A 16,561-nucleotide genomic window follows, 5' to 3' on the forward strand; every position below is an offset into this window, starting at 1 on the left:
ATCTGATGAAAGTCATTGGTTACCTCACCTGGGCGGAGACCCAGGGCGCGGAAGCGGTGCATCCGACGCCCTGGGCTATTGAAGCAACTGTCTAGCTTGCGGTGGAGAGCTGCACGGCGACGTCGATGATCATGTCTTCCTGTCCTCCGACGTAGCCGGCTTTGCCGATTTCTTCGAGGATCTGCCAGGCGGGGACGCCGTAGCGTTCGGCGGCGCGTTCGGCGTGGATCAGGAAGGAGGAGTACACGCCGGCGTAGCCCTGCATAATGGACGCCCGGTCCATGACGGGCATCCGGGTGATGAAGGGCTTGACCACGTCTTCGGCGGCGGCCATGACACCGTGCACGTCAACCCCGGTGCGGATGTTCAGGCGTTCGAAAGCCGCCGCGAGGACCTCGGTCGGCGAGTTCCCGGCTCCGGCGCCGAGGGCCAGCAGGGTACCGTCGATCTGCTTGGCACCGGCACGGACGGCGTAGATGGAGTTGGCGACGCCGAAGCTGAGGTTCTGATGTCCGTGGAAACCGACCTGAGCGTCGTTGCCAAGTTCCGCGACGAGGGCGGAAACCCGTTCGGAGACGTCTTCCAGGATGAGCGCCCCGGCGGAGTCGACGACGTAGACGCACTGGCAGCCGGCGTCCGCCATGATTCGGGCCTGCTTGGCCAAGTTCTCCGGACTGGTCCGGTGCGAGAGCATCAGGAAGCCGACGGTTTCCATACCGAGCTTGCGGGCGTGCTGGAAGTGCTGGATGGAGACGTCGGCTTCGGTGCAGTGCGTGGCGATGCGGGCGACGGAGGCGCCGGCGTCGTGGGCCCGGTTGAGGTCGTGGATGGTTCCAAGGCCCGGGAGCATGAGCACGGCAATCCTGGCGTTCCGTGCCTCCTCGACCGCAGCACGGACCAGATCCAGTTCCGGGGTCAGCGAGAAGCCGTAGTTGAAGGACGAGCCGCCGAGTCCGTCACCGTGGCTGACCTCGATGACCTCCACCTTGGCGTCGTCCAGAGCGCGGACCACGGAGCGGACGTGGTCTTCGGTGAATTTGTGGCTCATGGCGTGGGAGCCGTCGCGCAGCGTGGTGTCCGTGAGCCGGACGCCGATCTCTTGTGACGTGGTCATGGTTATGCTCCTACGGTTGCTGCCGGGGTGGCGGCGTCGATGCGGTCTGCGAGCAGGTCCGCGGTGCGGGTGGCGGCGGCGGTGATGATGTCCAGGTTCCCGGCGTATTCGGGGAGGTAGTCGGCGGCGCCCTTGACCTGGATCCAGATCCCGACGCGGCCGTTGCCGTTCCAGTCGTCCCGAGCGGTGTCGAACTGCGGCTCTACTCGCAGTGCGTAGCCGGGGACGTAGTCCTGGATTTTCGCGACGGCTTCGTCGATGGCTGCGCGGATCCTGTCCTGCAGCTCGCCGTGTTCGGCTGCTTCGGCGGGGATGGCGCAGTAGACGGTGTTGCGCATGATCATGGGCGGTTCCACCGGGTTGATGATGATGATGGCCTTGCCGCGCTTGGCGCCGCCGACAACTTCCAGGGCCTTGGCCGTGGTTTCGGTGAACTCGTCCACGTTGGCGCGGGTGCCGGGCCCGGCTGATTTGGAGGCGATGGACGCAACGATTTCGGCGTAGTCCACGGGCACTACGGAGGACACCGCGGCGACGATCGGGGTGGTGGCCTGGCCCGCGCAGGTGATCATGTTGACGTTCAGGACGTCCTGAAGGGAGTCCAGGTTCACGACCGGGCAGAGGTAAGGCCCGACGGCGGCCGGGGTCAGGTCGATGGCGTGGATGCCTGCGGCCTTGTACTTCGGTGCATTGACCTGGTGTGCCTTCGCCGAGGTGCATTCGAAGACGAAGTCCGGGAGGTCGTCCTGGGCCAGGAGCCAGTCCACGCCCTCAGCGGAGGTGGTGACGCCGAGCCGGGCTGCCCGGGCAAGGCCGTCGGAGGCCGGGTCGACGCCGATCATGTACTTGACCTCGACGTTCTTGCTGCGGCGCATCAGTTTGAACATCAGGTCGGTGCCGATGTTGCCCGAGCCGACGATGGCGGCTGTTTTCTTTGCCATGGGGGTGTCCTTAGTCTGTGAAGTGGATGGTGAGGGAGCCCAGCGACCCGAAGTCCGCCACGGCGGTGCTTCCCGCGGTCACGGGTTCGGCTTTGGTGAAGGAACCGGGGAGGATCAGCTGCCCGGCCTCCAGCGCAACGCCCTGTTCGCCCAGGACGTTGGCGAGCCAGGCGAGCGGGGCGACGGGGTTGTCCATGACGTCGGCACCGGTTCCGGTCCCGAGTACCTGGCCATCGATCACGAGGGAACATTCGATGTCCAGCAGTGCGGAGGGGTCGACGTCAAGAGGTTGGGTCCCGACGGCGATAGCACCGCAGGAGGCGTTGTCCGCCACAGTGTCCACGAGTTTGATGTCCCAGTCGGTGATGCGCGAATCGATGATTTCGATGGCCGGGTACACCCCGCCGATGGCGGCCGCGGCCTGTTCCAGAGTGACACCGGGGCCCTGGAGGCGGGATTTGAGTACGAAGCCGAATTCCGGTTCCACCTTGGGCTGGATGAACCCGGACGCCGGGATCCGGGCGCCGTCGTGGTGGACCATGTCCTCAAAGAAGAACCCGAAGTCCGGTGAGCCCACGCCCAGCTGCTTTTGCATGGCCAAAGAGGTCAGTCCGACCTTCCGGCCAGCCAGTACCCGCCCCGCTGCCAGGTGGTGCTCCAGCTGGGCGGTCTGAACGTAATACGCGTCCGCCAGGTCCATGCCGTCAAGGCGGTCGCGCAGCGGCGCGACCGGGACCAGCGTTGTGGTGGCGTCCAGCAGCTCGGTGGCGAGCTGGTCCAGCAATTCGCGGCGGATCGTTTCCGCGCGGGCCGCCATCACTTCACCACCGCGGTGGTCACGCCGAAGCCGGCGATGAATTCCGGGATGGGGCGGTAGTACTCGGAGGTCACGGTGTATTCCCCAGCTGCGCGCAGTGCGTTGTAGGCGGCTACCCAGGTGCGGACTTCGTGGGCGGAGTTGCCGGCCGACGCCGCCATTTCTGCAGCGGTCCAGGTGTCCAGCTTCTCGAGTTCGCCGGATGCCAGGATGTCCAGGAGCTGGCGGTCCCATTCGGGGTTCAGGTCCATGATGTTGGCCTTTCCTTTGGCGAAGGCTGCGGCGGTTTCGATGACCCGCTGCTGTCGTTCATTGCGGGCGGCTGCGGTGGGGTGCCGGCCGTTGAGGAGCGTGGCTTTCTGTTCGGGGGTGGCGGTGGCGATCTGCGGTACGGGCGGATCGTGGGACAGGCCGCCGGAGCCGATCAGGAGGACCCTTTTGTCCAGGGTCTTGAGGTAGTTTCCGACGGCGGTGCCCAGCTGCCGCACCCGGCGCATGGAGGCGAAGGGCGGCGCGACGGAGTTGATGAAGATCGGAATCACGGGCTTGGCGGCGATGGAGCCGAAGAGCACTTCAAGGGGCTGGACGGCGCCGTGGTCGATTTCCATCTTGAGCGAGATTGCTGTGTCGAGATCGGCGTCGATGATGGCTTGGGCCAGATCCTTTGCGACGGCGGTAGGCACGTTGAGCGGGCCTTCCTCGCTGCCGTAGTCCCCCACGCCGACGGCTTCGTAGCCGACGCAGAACGGCGGCATGAGTTCGTAGAAGAAGCCGTTGTAGTGGTCTGGTGCGAAGGAGACCACCAGTTCGGGGTCGAAGTCCTCCACGAATTTCCGGGCGACGGCGAACGCGGCGTCGACATCCTTCTGGATTTCCTCCGGCGGTGTGGTGACCTCCAGCAGCGGGCTATGCGACATGCAGACGAGTGCGAGCGTCATTGCTTGCTCCTTCCTTGAAAGACATTGCGGTGAGAATGGCGTTGAGGGTTTCCGAGGCGTCCTGGGCCAGGCACGCGCCGGCTATGAAGCGGTCCGGGCGGACGAACACCACAGGGGTGGGACGGTCGTCGAACCATTTCTTGAGCTGGCCACTCGTATCACCGGCGACGACGACGTCTGCCGGGTAGCGATCTTCGGACCAGGCTCGCTGGCTTTCTGGGACCAGGCACACCAGCTGCGCGCCGAGCTCCTCGAGCCTGGCGAGGTCTTCGGTGGAGAAGACGTCTTTCGGGTTGTTGCCCCAGACCAGCACGGTCCACCATTTGCCGGTCACTTCGTCGAGCAGGATGTTGGATTGCTCGCGGGTGGTGACGCGGGGTTGCGGGAACTGGACACCGACCGGGGAGATCTTGGTGTTGGCTGTCAGGCTCGGGATCAGCCTGCCGGTGATTCTGGCGACGGCGGATCCCGGTTTGTGGCTGGTGGGATCGACCACGACGCCGCGGGTGTAGCGCGGCATCGGTTTGAATTTCATGTCGGCGAAGTAGGACTTGACCTGGGGAAGCAGGTTCAGGGCCGCCGCGATGGCGTCCCTGGAGGCCACCAGGGCGGGGTTGGTGACCTTGATGACGTTGCCCAGGGTGAGGGACAGGTCGACCATGGCCTTGGCGTGGTCCCGGCGTTCGATGTCGTACGTCTCCAGCAGGTCATCGGTGGCTTGGCCGCGGAGGATCGTGGCGAGCTTCCACGCCAGGTTGGTGGCGTCGCGGACTCCGGAGTTCCAGCCCTGGCCCATCCAGACGGGCATGAGGTGGGCGGCGTCACCGGCGATCAGGACCTTGCCGCGGCGGAATGAACTGGCGATCCGGGCGTGGTGGGTGTAGACGCGGCGGCGGATGAAGTCCAATCCGGCGGGATCCGGGACGTGATCGGCCAGGAGTCTGTTCACGAAGTCGGGGTCAGTCACCATGTCATCGGTCTCGCCGTCGAACAGCATGAATTCCCAGCGACGGATGGCGTGCGGCAGGCCGATGGACACGTAGGGCCGTTTCGGGTCGGCACCGAGGAAGACGTTGGGGGTGCCAAGGGGGTCGTTGTTGACGTCGACAACCAGCCAGCGGGTGGAGGGGGATTTTCCGTCGAACAGCACGCCCATCCAGAGCCGGGTGGCGGAGCGTCCGCCTTCGCAGCCGACCACGTACTTGGCGTGGATCTGCTGCAGGTCGGTCGTGCCGTCGGCCTCCGTGACATTGATTGTGGCGAGGACGCCGTTTTCGGTCTCGCGCAGCGAGAGGACCTCGTGGTTGAACCTGACATCCACGCTTGCGTGGCGTGCAAGGCCTTCCAGCATCGCCTGGTCTACCAGGGGCTGGATGAAGGCGTTTTTGCGGGGCCAGCCGAATTCGTCGGTGGTCGGGGCGTTGTGGGTGAGGATGCGGCCCTTGCCGTTGACGAGCCGCATGATGTGCTGGGGCGTGGTGTGCGGCAGGACGGTGTCCGTGAGTCCGGCGGTCTGGACGGAACGCAGGGACTCGTCATCAATGCCAACGCCGCGGGGGTAGTCGATGAGCCCGGGCAGGGCCTCCAGCAGGGTCACATTCTGCCCGTAGGTGCCCAAAAGGTTGGTCAGCATCAGGCCGACGGGGCCCGCGCCGATCACCAGTACGTCGGTGTCAAACTCCATGGTGGTTCTCTGTTCTGTGAAATACGCGGTGGTGGGCTTGGGGAAAGCCGGCGGCTCAGGGGGCGAGCATGAAGTCCAGGAAGATGCGGTTGAAGGTTTCCGGGTCCTCGTACTGGGGCCAGTGGCCACAGTTCTCCATCACCGCGAGTTCGCCGTCTGGAATGAGCCCGGCGATGCGGCGGCCCTCGTCCACGGGGCCGGAGGGGTCCTTGGTCGTCCAGAGCACCATTGCCGGTGCCTTGATCCGGGCCAGTGTCTCATCGGTCAGCATGCTGCTGCTGCGGGTTTCCGGGTCCTGCAGTGCCATGTTGGCCTGGCAGGCTTTGAGCCAGTCGGGCTGCTGGAAGATTGCCTGGCGGGTGCGGATGAGATCGTCCGTGACCATGGCGGGATCGGCCATGAGCCATTCGAGCCGGGCTTTGACCCGCTCCCACGAGGGATCCTTGGCTGCCTCCATGGAGAGCGTGTACAGGCGTTCCATCACGGCGGGGTTGGCCATGGTGCCGCCCATGGTGTTCAGCAGGATCCGCTCCACCTTTTCCGGGTAGTCGATCGCGAACCGGGCGGTGACCCAGCCGCCCAGGGACTCCCCCGTGAGGTACGCCTTTTCGACGCCGATGGCGTCCATGAAGCCCAGCAGCTGGGCGATGTAGTGTTTGATTTCCAGCGGATGGTCCGGCTTGGCACTGTAGCCGTGCCCGATGAAGTCGATGGCCCAGACGTCAAAGTGCTCGGACAAGGCCTTCAGGTTGCGGACGTAGGCCTCGGCGTGGCCGGTGATGCCGTGCATCGCGATCAGCGTCGGCTTCGATGAGTCCCCGGCGTGAAGGTACCGGGTGCGGTACGGCCCGGCCTGGATGAAGCCCTGGCTGAACTCAACCTGGGCAAGGTCGGACCAGACACTGGTGTAGGGGCGCTCTGTCATTGGTGGTTTCCTTGAAGTTGGCGAGGTGTGGGTCACGGGACTGCGATGACGCTGACGGCCGTTTCGCGGCGGCCGGAGAGTTCCGGGACGTCAAGGCCTGACTTGTCCGTGGCCAGCACGAACCGGTCCGGGCGCAGTACCAGGACGCGGGCGCCGTGTTTGACCGCCCACGGGGTCAGGACGTTGTTGAAATCCACGAGGTCTGTGTCCAGCCGCGGGGCCTGTGTGGTGGCGCGGATGGTGTGGAATCCGGCACCGAGCTGTTCCCAGCCGGTGGCCTGTTCGGGTGTCATGACGTCCCGCGGATCGGTGTTGAAGCCCAGGACGGCGAACCCGTCGCCGAGGGTGTCATCGAGTTTCACCTGGGCGCCTTCTGTGGTGGCCACCACCGGCTGCGGGATCATTCGCCCGACGGCGCTGCCGCTTGTGACCGTTCCGTTGATCAGCCCGGCGGTCACGGCTGGCTTGGGCTTGAAGCGGAATTCACGGATGATCGTGCCGATTTTGGGCAGCTTCTGCAGCAGGGGCAGCCCGTGGTTGCGGATCGCAACCTTTACCGGGTTGCTTTCCTCAATCATGAAGCCAAGGGTCTCGGCGAGTTTGGTCATTTCCCGTACGTGCGGTTCGCGTTCGGCCTGGTAGAGGTCCAACAGCCCGTCGGGCATCTGACCGTTCAGGACGAGCCGCAGCTTCCAGGCGATGTTGTGGGCGTCCCGCACGCCGGACTGCATGCCCTGCCCTGCCCACGGCGGCATCATGTGCGCCGCGTCGCCGACGAGGAAGACCCGGCCCTGGCGCCACTGCTTGGCCATCAGCGTGTGGTGCGTGTAGAAGGCATGCTGGAGGATTTCGACCTCGTTAGCGGTCACCCCGAACGGTTCGAGCAGCTTCCACAGTGCTTCACGGCTCTGGAAGTCTTCCTTGTTCTCATGGGAGCGCAGCGGCAGTTCCCAGCGGTGATGGCCGAGGGCCAGCGGGATGTCCACGACCGGGCGGATGGGGTCGGACCAGAATGTCAGCAGGTCACGCTCGGGCCACCACGTCTTGACCTTGGCGTCGACGATGACCCATTCGGTGGTCTTGCTCTTGCCGTGCAGCTCCATTTTCAGGGCTTCCCGCACCCGGCTGCTGCCGCCGTCGCACGCGAGAAGGTACCGGGCCCGCACGGTGCGCAGGGCGCCGGTTGCCTTGTTCTGGACGGTGATGGTGACGCCGTCGTCATCCTGGCTGATGGCCGTCATTTCCTCGCCGAAGTTCACGTCCACGACGCCGGGGTAGCGGCCGGCTCCTTCGCGCAGGGTCTTTTCGACGGCGGGCTGGTAGATCTGGGGACTGGCGGGCTGTCCGTAGCCGGAGGCTGACGGAGTCATCCGGAGGAACTCCTTGCCCGCGTAGGTTTTCCAACGCAGGACGGACCGGGGGTCCATGTCTGCCAGCAGTTTTTCGTCCAGGCCCGCCTGCTGGAAGATCCGCAGGGTGTATTCGTCCATGGTCACGGCCCGGGCGCGGGGGTAGATGTCCATGGCGCGTTCGAACACGCCTGTGCTGATGCCGTACTGGCCCAGGAAGTTTGCTGCGGTGACGCCGCTGGGGCCGTAGCCGACGATAGCCACGTCATAGTCAAAGGAGTCGGTGCTCATGGGACCTTCCTCACTGAAGGGTCATGTCCTCAGCTGAGGACGAAGGACGGGGATGGTGCCGGGACCGCAATGGCGCGGTCCCGGCATAGCGGCTGCTAGGCCCGCAGGGCTGCGAGCGAATGAAGGGGTGCTGAGTTGGTGGTCGGTGCCATGGAGTTGTCGGGGCCCATCTGCAGCGGGTCCCCGTACCAGGTCAGGCCGTCACCGACCGTGTTGGGAGTCCACTCGATGGCTTCCCAGTCCGGGTCGAAGATCAGGTAGCCGCCGGCGTAGAGCTCCACGCGGTGGCCGGAGCCCGGGTCGCGGACGTAGAGGTAGAGCGCCTGGCCGATGCCGTGTTTGCCCGGTCCGACGTCGAACTGCACGTCGTGGTCTTTGAGGACGTCCGCAGCCGTCATCAGGTCGGAGAAGTTCTCCAGGTTGAAGGCCACGTGGTGCAGCTGTCCGGACTTCTCAAAGGGGTTCGCGACGAGGGCCAGGTCATGGACCTGGGGGGTGACGGACATCCAGGAAGCCAGCAGTGTCTGGCTCTCCGGGATGTGGATGAATTCGCGGCGTTTGAAACCGAGGGTTTCGCGGACCCACTTCTCCGCGGCGTTCATGTCGCCCGGGGCGCACTGGACATTGAAGTGGTCGATCCGGCGGACGCCGAGTCCGCGGCGCTTGGAGCTGTTGGACGGCAGGTGGGAACGGATCTCCTCCGGAGCCAGCGGCTTATCGATGCCGTAGTAGAGCTCCAGCGGGTGGCCGGCTCCGGGCCAGATGAACCGCAAGGCCTCGCCGCGTCCGACCTCGTGCCCCGCGGGCAGTTCGATGGCCTCGATCTCCTGGGCCCGGAGCTCGTTGTAGAACAGCTCCACGTCTTCCGGGCGCTTGACGCGGAAGCTGTAGGCATCGACAACCGCCTCGTCCGAGCGGCGCAGGATCAGCGAGTGGTGGGTAAGTTCCATGTAGCCGCGCAGGTAGGCGACGTCGGCCGTTTCGTAGACGACCTCCATGCCGAGCAGGTCACGGAAGAAGCCCAGGGACTTCTCAAGGTCAGGGGTGCCGAGGGTGATTGCGCCGGCTTGGGCAATCTGCGGTCCGGGGTTGTAGATCGTCATGATATTTCGCTCCTAAGGAACTCGCCGGTGAGTCTGTTGAATGAGTTGAGTTGTTCGTATTGAGCCCAGTGCCCGCAGCGCGGAAACACGTGCAGCTCCGAGTTGGAAATCGCCTCAAGCCAGAGGATGGCCCAGCCCGGGAGGAGGAACCGGTCTTCGCGGCCCCAGATGATCAGGGTTCGGGCGGTGATGTTGCCCAGCAGTTCCGTCAGGTCTCCCATGTGGGGGACGCCTTCAATTTCCGGGTTGTTCTTCGCAGCGGCGTGGTAACGCTGTTCGACAAGTTCGTCGGTAACGAGCGCCGGATCGTAAACCATGGCCCCGGTGAATTCCCGCAGCAGCTCCCGGTCGACGCCCTGGGTCATCGCTTTGACGATGAGCTGGATGCCGTACGGCAAGTCCTCGGACTTCGTGACGTGCTTCGGCGTCAGCCCGCCCGGGGCCATCAGGATCAGTGAAGTCACCCGGTCCGGGGCGGTCGCCGCGATCCAGGCTGCGACGCCGCCGCCGTAGCTGTTGCCGATGAGGCTGAACTCTTGCACGCCCAAGGCGTCCAAGGCTTTCAGGATCCGCTCGCCGCTGTAAGGAATCAGCGCGCCTTCGATGTGAGGCCGCCCCGATGCACCAAAGCGGGGGTGGTCGATGACAAGGTTCCGGAAGTCCGGAAAGGCCTCCAGATTGGCCTGGAAGTTGGAAAGTCCGCTCGCGCCGGGGCCGCTGCCGTGCAGCCAGACCAGAGGAAAGCCCTGGCCAGAGATGGAAACGTGCAGGGTGGTGTCACCGACATCGACCTGTTGCGACGTGATCTCCAGTGTTGACGTCATCGTTGATCGCCTTTCTGTGTGGGTCATTCCAGATAGTACACTAGTGGTGATCACAGTCACAAGCGACGGAATAGGATGCTTCTCAAAATGAGGAACCAAATGAATCTGGTAGTGGCGTCATCCGTGGCGGGGGAACGTCGTTCGGCTGAGCCACAGGCGGCAGCAGCGGGATATTCTTCAGTAATGCCCGCCAAGAGAATGCCAATGCATAACAAACGTAAAGAACTGGGCGAGGTATCGCGCCAGACGATTATCGATACAGCAGCCAGGCTGATGGCTGAGCACGGCTACGACGGAACCTCCATGTCGCAGCTCGCCAAGGAATCCGGATTACCGTCCAGCTCCATCTACTGGCATTTCTCCAGCAAGGAAGGCGTCCTGGAGGCGGTCATGGAACGCGGTGCCCGACACTTTTTCGGCGCTTTCGATGATCCTGACTGGTTTGCGGGAACCCCCAGTGAGCGGCTCCACCAGATGTTCCTGCGCACAGGCCTTTCCCTGATCGGAGATCCCGAGCACGCTCAGTTTCTCCAGCTGCAGCTGATGTTCCGCCTGAACAGCCAACGGCACCGCGAGAAGGCATCCCATGACGTCGCCACTGCGGTGCGGACCGAGGGAGTAGCCTTCATGCACCGCTGGATCAAAGGCGCCTATGAGGAGTACGGGGAACAGGTCTCCGAACAGATTGCCTCTGAACTGGATGAATTTGCCGTCGCGATGATTGACGGGATCTACCTCACCATCAAAGCTGGCTCGCCGGTTACGCCGGCCGTGCTGCTTGATCACGCGGCCACGGCCCTTGTCGGTCTGGCCGAGGACGCCCTACGAGGCATCAATAGTCAACACACCTGATTGCGAACGTCGGGATCGACTCAATGAAGCCCGGCAAATGGAAAGGACCGGTCAAGAGAAGTTTCGGCATGGGAGGAAGACCCGAGGCGCGCCTTCGTTGCACGGAAGATAGCGTCGGGAGAGGACTCCTTGTCGGACTCCTACAACGTCCGAAGGCCAATACCACATCCTTGGGTCTGGACAGCGATCATCCACACACAGGGGAACCTGACGCGACTCTACAGACAATTGAACGCGGCCCCGGCCGAAGCGAGACCACCAGAACCTCACAAGTCATGTAGCCACGTCCTCGGCACATCATGAAGAAGCAAGAACACAGACATACCGCCCACCCCAAGGAAAGAGGCACCCGGCCACACCAACGGCCACCAACAACCACGGCCCCGAAGGGCCCATAAAAAGCTGATTTGTGCACAGCCAGAGGGCCAAATAGGCCCCTGACCTGCGGAAACACTGTGCCCGAGGTGGGACTCGAACCGCATTCCAGGCCGCGGAAACACAGGGAACTCGCGGAAACATGCTGAGTACGGGCCAGTCCGGCCCCGGTACGGCCGAGTCCGAAGCCCAAAGTGTGTATGTTGTACGCACCCGGTTTTTGGCCGTCGAACTCCCCCACCGACCGCACATCGGGAATTCCGAGCCGTAAGCACCGTCCCAGCCGTTACGGGATCGTCCCATACGCGGGCCTGCTGTTCGCAGCCACCGGTTGCTCCCCTGTTGTCACCATCGCCGACATATGCCCAGACTGCGAAGCATCATCTTGAATACATGGCCTACGGCTCCTGTCGAGGCTCGCCGTTCGCGGTTTCGCCAACCGGGATGACCTGCTCACCGAGCTGAACATGGACTGGCTGCAGAACAGCATGAGCCAGTCCAGGTCTTCCACCACGGCTGTCTCCCTGGACATGATGCGCAACTGGATCCGCAACGGCCCAGACAACTCTGGTTCGTAACATCACGATTGGTCGGCTGGGTCGCCCCTTCGGCGGGTCCCTGGCGGTATGCTCTAGCCTCAACTGGCCGGTGTCAACAACCGGCTCAAGCATTGGGGACGGTCAATGGGCTTCAGCGACTTCTCTGGCAGGTCGGCTGCCGTGCGTCTCACCCTAGCCGTGGGAATGTGTCTGTCAGTGGCAGGATGCTCCGGCCCGGAGCCATCGGCCATCGTCGGCAGTGGAGGCGCTGAGTCGCACGCCAGCGGCAGCATCATCGCGTCGCAGGCGGGCGTCCAGCCGGCTTCGGGCCTCATCCTCACCTGGACTGACTCGAGCGGAAACGCAGAGGTGGACGCCATCGACCCGGCCACTGGAGCCGCCGGCACCGTCGCGACGTTCGTCTCGCCCGACACGTCCATCTCCATCGATCCGGAGATCGTGGAGATGACATACGGATCCTCTCCGATGGGGCGAGCCATGTTCTCCCCCGACTTCCACCGCGTGGTCGCTGTGAAGAAGACATCGGCCGCCGCCGTGCACGTTGGTTGGCTCGACACCACAGGGACGTTCACTGACGTCAGTGCAGCAACGAACACGACCTCCGGTTCCGCCACAGTCACCGCTGATGACACGCCGATGTTCGGCACCGACGGGACGTTCTACTTCGCCCGCCGCGAGGCCGGCGTCGGCCCAAAGAAACAGCCCACAATCGTGAAAGTCCCAAACGGACTCACCGGTCCGGCAACTGCTATGAAAACCCTCTCACCCGATGAAGGGGTGAACTACTTCGTCAACCCTGACGGGACGCTCGTAGGGGTCCAGTACGGGGGCGGTACGTTTCAGGAAAACGGTGCGGGCGTCGGAGGCTTCGTTGTCCAGGACTGGATCAACTCGACCGAGTATGTAGCGGTCGATTTCAGCCAAAGCGGGATCTACCGGGTCAAGGCGAAACCTCGCAGCAAGTCCGACCTGATGGACTCGCCCACGGATGGCATCGCCCTGTTCCAGCCGACGGACCGGACCCCCTCCTACACCGTCGTGAGCCCTGACGGCGCCTCCGTTGCCTTCCTCTCGATGGCCCCCAACTCAGGCAGCCACGAGCTGTACACCGTCGGCTCCGCAGGAGGCGGAACACCGAAGAAGGTTCCAGCCAGCGCTGTACCTAACAAAGCCAAACTCATCGGCTGGAAATGACGGACAGCTTCGAACGGAACTGGAGGGCGTTTTAGTTATGCCCGTCTGCGGCGAATGCGCTTACGCCTCCTGGGGTCTTTCTCCTCGACGAGCCGCCAGGCCACCATGTCCAAGGCCCGCAAAGGCGTTACTTCCGGACCACCGGCCGGTGCGAGCGCTGCGATGTCCGTCCAGTGCTGCAAGCCGTCTTTGAGGTCTTTCTGGATGTGGGGCAGCCACGCGGTCATGAACTCCCCATTGGTGCGCCCCTTCACGCTAGCCATCCTCTTAGCCCCGAGCTTGCCGTAGCAGCGCCAGATGTTGTCGTCGTAAAGCGGCAGCAGGCCCGGCCGCTTCAGTTGCAGGATCTTGGCCAGTTTCACCAGGCGCAGCTGCGGTGTCTTCCTGCCGTCCAGGACCCCGAAGAGCTTGGTGATGGCCGACAAGGTTTCCGGAGCGGCGTGGTCCAGGGTGCCGGTCAGGTCCTCGTTACGCAGGAGCGGGTTGACGTCCTCCAGGATCCCCAGCAACGAGTATTGGGTTTTGAGCGGGTTCTGTCCGGCGTTCAGGAGGCCGGCTGCCAAGGCATCCTGGGGACCGACGGAATCACGGTCGCCATTCCCGGGGTAGCTGTCGTAGGCAGGGTAGGACCATTGGCCGGGCTGGTTCATGTACCCGCACGCCAGCTCTTTGGCATGCTCGACACTGACTTCCAGACCGCCCACGATAAGAGTCTCCGTCATGCGCCTGAGCCTACCGCCGCACGCACCAGGACATGAGCACATTCACTGACGTGACGGCCGGCTTGTCGGCCGGCACCCGCAAAGGACTGATCCGGCGATCGCGGGCGGCCGCTGCGGAAAGCATTCCAGGGCGGCCGTTTTCATGCCCGGAGACTCTCGAAATGACCTCCTGCAATGACTCGTTTCATCGCTTCGGGCGGTTCGAGTCGGCCTGAGCTGCCGCCTGCCGACCGAAACCGGGACGACCCTACAGGTCTGATCACGGACGGGTTGTGCGGCGGTGCGTCGGCGGGATTTATGCTTGGCGGTTTGGCCAAGCCTGCATCGTGATTGCAATTGACGATCGAAACGGGAACATAACGATCGGGCCAACCGAAACGGTAGGTTTGGGGATGCAGACTCCAACTGCCGAAGCCGATCTATCTGCGCAATACAGCACAGCCCGAACAGTTGACCAGTTGGGTGGCGCTCTCGGAGACGGTGGGCTAACCGCAAGGGACGTCGTTTCGGCGGGGGTCGGGATCTTCGGCGGCAAATGTAGTGATGCTCCAGGCGCCGGACTTCTGGACCTGGTCCGCGGCGAAGCCTACGACGTCGCCGCTGACTGGGCCCTCCGGCCCGTCGAACTGGTCAAAGATGAGGACGGCCGGCACTGCCTGGAAACCGTAGACAACCCCGTCGTCTAGCCTGCCAGGGGCTGCTTACCGGTTGGGCAACGGGGGGTTCGGGTGTTCACGCGGCTTTGACGAGGGGCAGTTCGTCCCAGTGGGTGGTGTGCCGGGGTGAGAGCATGTCCCGTTTCATGGTCCAGTCCGGGCCTCTCCGGATCCCGGCGTGTCCGGGCCCGATCGACCCCCTCCCGTAGCGTTTGCTGACGTCTTCCAAGAGTGTGCCGATCTCACGCTCCTCGTGGACGTTCGCAAACAGTTCCAAGGGTTTCTGGTTCCCGCTGGGCCGCAAGGGTTGCCGACCTCTGTAGCTCGGACCGGTTCCACGCCCTATGTGTTCGCGGGTTCTTCGCGCGCTTCGCGGGTCTGACCGTAGGGGACATCCTGGCTTACAGCGACGGTGTAGCTGGTGTAGCTGTGTTGGGTAACGAGGATGCCGTGGCGGCGTTCCTTCTTGGCTCGTTCGCGGGCGATATCGACGGCGGCGTTCAGATCGTTTTCGAGGGTGTTGGGGTCGTGGGCGATGATTTCCAGGACGATGTCCGAATGGTTTTTGATCATCGTGGTCTCTTTCTGGGCAGGGTGTGCCGAGCTATCAACCCCTGCGGGGCTTCCGGGGCCTTCGTTCGGGACTCGGCTGTTTTGATGGTTTAGTCGGCGTAAGGGTCCGCGATGCCGACGTACTGCGTGGTGAGGTATTCCTCGATGCCTTCGAAGCCGCCTTCACGGCCCAGGCCGGACTGCTTCACGCCACCGAAAGGTGCTGCGGCGTTGGAGATGACGCCGGCGTTGAGGCCGAGCATGCCGGTCTCGATCTTTTCGCTGACGCGCAGTCCGCGGTTGAGGTCCTTGGTGTAGACGTAGGCGACCAGTCCGTATTCGGTGTTGTTGGCCAGTTTGATGGCCTCGTCTTCGCTCTTGAAGGTGATGATCGGGGCCACCGGTCCGAAGATTTCTTCCTTCAGGATGCGGGCGTCGGCGGACACGTTCTTGAGCACGGTGGGCTGGTAGAAGTAGCCCGGGCCGTCCACCGGGGCACCGCCGGTGACGGCGATCGCGCCGTTGGCGACGGCGTCGGACACGAGGGCGTGTACGCCGTTGCGGGCCTTGCCGTCAATCAGCGGGCCGACCGTGGAGTCCGGGTCGGTACCGCGCGCAGTGTTGAGCGCCGAGATCTTGGCAGCGAACTTGTCGGCGAAGGCATCAGCGATGGAGTCGTGCACAATGAAGCGGTTGGCTGCGGTGCAGGCCTCGCCCATGTTGCGCATCTTGGCTGCGACGGCGCCTTCGACGGCCTTGTCCAGGTCGGCGTCCTCGAAGACCACGAACGGTGCGTTGCCGCCGAGTTCCATGGAGCTGCGCAGGACCTTGTCCGCGGCTTCGCGCATGAGGGACTGCCCGACGGCGGTGGAACCCGTGAAGGAGATCTTGCGCAGGCGGTCGTCCTTGATGAGGGGCCCGGTGACTGCGCCTGCCGTGGAGGTCTGGATGACGTTGAGCACGCCTGCGGGGAGGCCGGCTTCCTGCATGACCTGGGCGAAGAGCAGGCTGGTCAGCGGGGTCAGGTTGGCGGGCTTGAGCACCATGGTGCAGCCGGCCGCGACGGCGGGGGCAATCTTGCGGGTAGCCATGGCCAAGGGGAAGTTCCAGGGAGTAATCAGCAGGCAGGGGCCAACCGGCTTCTTCTGGACCAGGATGCGGTTCTTGCCGTCCGGGGCCGCGGAGTAGCGGCCGCTGACGCGGACGGCTTCCTCGGAGAACCAGCGCAGGAACTCGGCGCCGTAGGCAACTTCACCACGCGCCTCAGCCAGCGGCTTGCCCATTTCCAGGGTCATGAGCAGCGCGAAGTCTTCGGCACGTGCCGTGACCAGCTCGAACGCGCGGCGCAGGATTTCGCCACGCTCTCGGGGAGCGGTACGGGCCCATGAGGCCTGGGCGGCGGCGGCAGCGTCCAGGGCGGCGGCGCCGTCCTCTGCTCCGGCGTCGGAGATGCTCATGAGCACCTTGCCCGTGGCGGGGTCCTCGACGTCGAACGTCTTGCCGGATGCCGCAGGCAGCCACTGGCCGTTGATGAGCAGCCTCGTAGGGGTTGAGGCAAGAAGCCGGGTTTCGTTGTTCAAGGGAGAGGTCATGGTTTTCCATTCGTTCAGGGGAACCGGCAGCCGTTGGCGTTTGCAGTGCCGGGTTTGGCGGCGCCCGAGTCG

15 protein-coding genes and 1 pseudogene are annotated in these 16,561 nt (G+C 64.1%); 2 read left to right on the plus strand and 14 right to left on the minus strand.

Features of this window, described 5'->3' with window-relative positions; translation table 11 throughout:
* Nucleotides 1-91: 91 nt before the first annotated feature.
* The 9 genes from dmpG to OW521_RS01400 form a co-directional block, all read right to left on the minus strand.
* Nucleotides 92-1,114: a 4-hydroxy-2-oxovalerate aldolase gene (gene dmpG, locus OW521_RS01360; RefSeq protein WP_268022291.1), complete on the minus strand. Its 1,023-nt coding sequence runs from the start codon at nucleotides 1,112-1,114 to the stop codon at nucleotides 92-94.
* 2 nt (nucleotides 1,115-1,116) lie between these two features.
* Nucleotides 1,117-2,055: an acetaldehyde dehydrogenase (acetylating) gene (locus tag OW521_RS01365; RefSeq protein WP_268022293.1), complete on the minus strand. Its 939-nt coding sequence runs from the start codon at nucleotides 2,053-2,055 to the stop codon at nucleotides 1,117-1,119.
* Between the two features lie 10 nt (nucleotides 2,056-2,065).
* Nucleotides 2,066-2,872, minus strand: a complete 807-nt coding sequence (locus OW521_RS01370; protein ID WP_268022295.1) for a 2-keto-4-pentenoate hydratase — start codon at nucleotides 2,870-2,872, stop codon at nucleotides 2,066-2,068.
* Nucleotides 2,872-3,810, minus strand: coding sequence for a 3-carboxyethylcatechol 2,3-dioxygenase (locus tag OW521_RS01375; protein WP_268022297.1), 939 nt, complete (start codon nucleotides 3,808-3,810; stop codon nucleotides 2,872-2,874). The genes OW521_RS01370 and OW521_RS01375 overlap by 1 nt, the downstream gene beginning before the upstream one ends.
* Entirely contained in the window at nucleotides 3,779-5,494 is a 1,716-nt protein-coding gene (locus OW521_RS01380; protein WP_268022298.1) for a bifunctional 3-(3-hydroxy-phenyl)propionate/3-hydroxycinnamic acid hydroxylase, read from the minus strand. The genes OW521_RS01375 and OW521_RS01380 overlap by 32 nt, the downstream gene beginning before the upstream one ends.
* Before the next feature lie 55 nt (nucleotides 5,495-5,549).
* Nucleotides 5,550-6,419, minus strand: a complete 870-nt coding sequence (locus tag OW521_RS01385) for an alpha/beta fold hydrolase (protein ID WP_268022299.1) — start codon at nucleotides 6,417-6,419, stop codon at nucleotides 5,550-5,552.
* A 32-nt stretch (nucleotides 6,420-6,451) separates the two neighbouring features.
* Nucleotides 6,452-8,059 (minus strand): bifunctional 3-(3-hydroxy-phenyl)propionate/3-hydroxycinnamic acid hydroxylase MhpA, encoded by a 1,608-nt coding sequence (gene mhpA, locus OW521_RS01390; protein WP_268022300.1) that lies wholly within the window; start codon nucleotides 8,057-8,059, stop codon nucleotides 6,452-6,454.
* 95 nt (nucleotides 8,060-8,154) lie between these two features.
* Entirely contained in the window at nucleotides 8,155-9,162 is a 1,008-nt protein-coding gene (locus OW521_RS01395) for a VOC family protein (RefSeq protein WP_268022301.1), read from the minus strand.
* Nucleotides 9,159-9,986: an alpha/beta fold hydrolase gene (locus OW521_RS01400; protein WP_268022302.1), complete on the minus strand. Its 828-nt coding sequence runs from the start codon at nucleotides 9,984-9,986 to the stop codon at nucleotides 9,159-9,161. The genes OW521_RS01395 and OW521_RS01400 overlap by 4 nt, the downstream gene beginning before the upstream one ends.
* 204 nt (nucleotides 9,987-10,190) lie before the next feature.
* Between OW521_RS01400 and OW521_RS01405 the strand changes: the two genes are divergently transcribed.
* Nucleotides 10,191-10,838 (plus strand): TetR/AcrR family transcriptional regulator, encoded by a 648-nt coding sequence (locus OW521_RS01405; RefSeq protein WP_268022304.1) that lies wholly within the window; start codon nucleotides 10,191-10,193, stop codon nucleotides 10,836-10,838.
* Between the two features lie 1,130 nt (nucleotides 10,839-11,968).
* Complete coding sequence (locus OW521_RS01410; RefSeq protein ID WP_268022306.1) at nucleotides 11,969-12,967, plus strand: hypothetical protein; 999 nt, start codon at nucleotides 11,969-11,971, stop codon at nucleotides 12,965-12,967.
* Nucleotides 12,968-13,002: 35 nt separating this feature from the next.
* Here the strand turns inward: OW521_RS01410 and OW521_RS01415 are convergent, their stop codons facing one another.
* The 5 genes and pseudogenes from OW521_RS01415 to OW521_RS01435 form a co-directional block, all read right to left on the minus strand.
* Complete coding sequence (locus OW521_RS01415) at nucleotides 13,003-13,689, minus strand: DUF6308 family protein (RefSeq protein WP_268022308.1); 687 nt, start codon at nucleotides 13,687-13,689, stop codon at nucleotides 13,003-13,005.
* Nucleotides 13,690-14,174: 485 nt separating this feature from the next.
* A complete protein-coding gene (locus OW521_RS01420; protein ID WP_268022310.1) occupies nucleotides 14,175-14,342 on the minus strand; it encodes a hypothetical protein in 168 nt (55 codons plus the stop codon).
* 79 nt (nucleotides 14,343-14,421) lie between these two features.
* Nucleotides 14,422-14,649, minus strand: a pseudogene (locus OW521_RS01425) (DUF4113 domain-containing protein); the annotation flags it as partial.
* A gap of 38 nt (nucleotides 14,650-14,687) precedes the next feature.
* Nucleotides 14,688-14,918 carry a hypothetical protein gene (locus OW521_RS01430; protein WP_268022312.1) on the minus strand — a complete coding sequence of 77 codons (231 nt, stop codon included), beginning with the start codon at nucleotides 14,916-14,918 and terminating at the stop codon, nucleotides 14,688-14,690.
* Between the two features lie 89 nt (nucleotides 14,919-15,007).
* Nucleotides 15,008-16,489, minus strand: coding sequence for an NAD-dependent succinate-semialdehyde dehydrogenase (locus tag OW521_RS01435; protein WP_268022314.1), 1,482 nt, complete (start codon nucleotides 16,487-16,489; stop codon nucleotides 15,008-15,010).
* Between the last annotated feature and the right edge of the window lie 72 nt (nucleotides 16,490-16,561).

The sequence above is a fragment of the Arthrobacter sp. MMS18-M83 genome (assembly GCF_026683955.1).
In the GTDB taxonomy this organism is placed as follows: domain Bacteria; phylum Actinomycetota; class Actinomycetes; order Actinomycetales; family Micrococcaceae; genus Arthrobacter.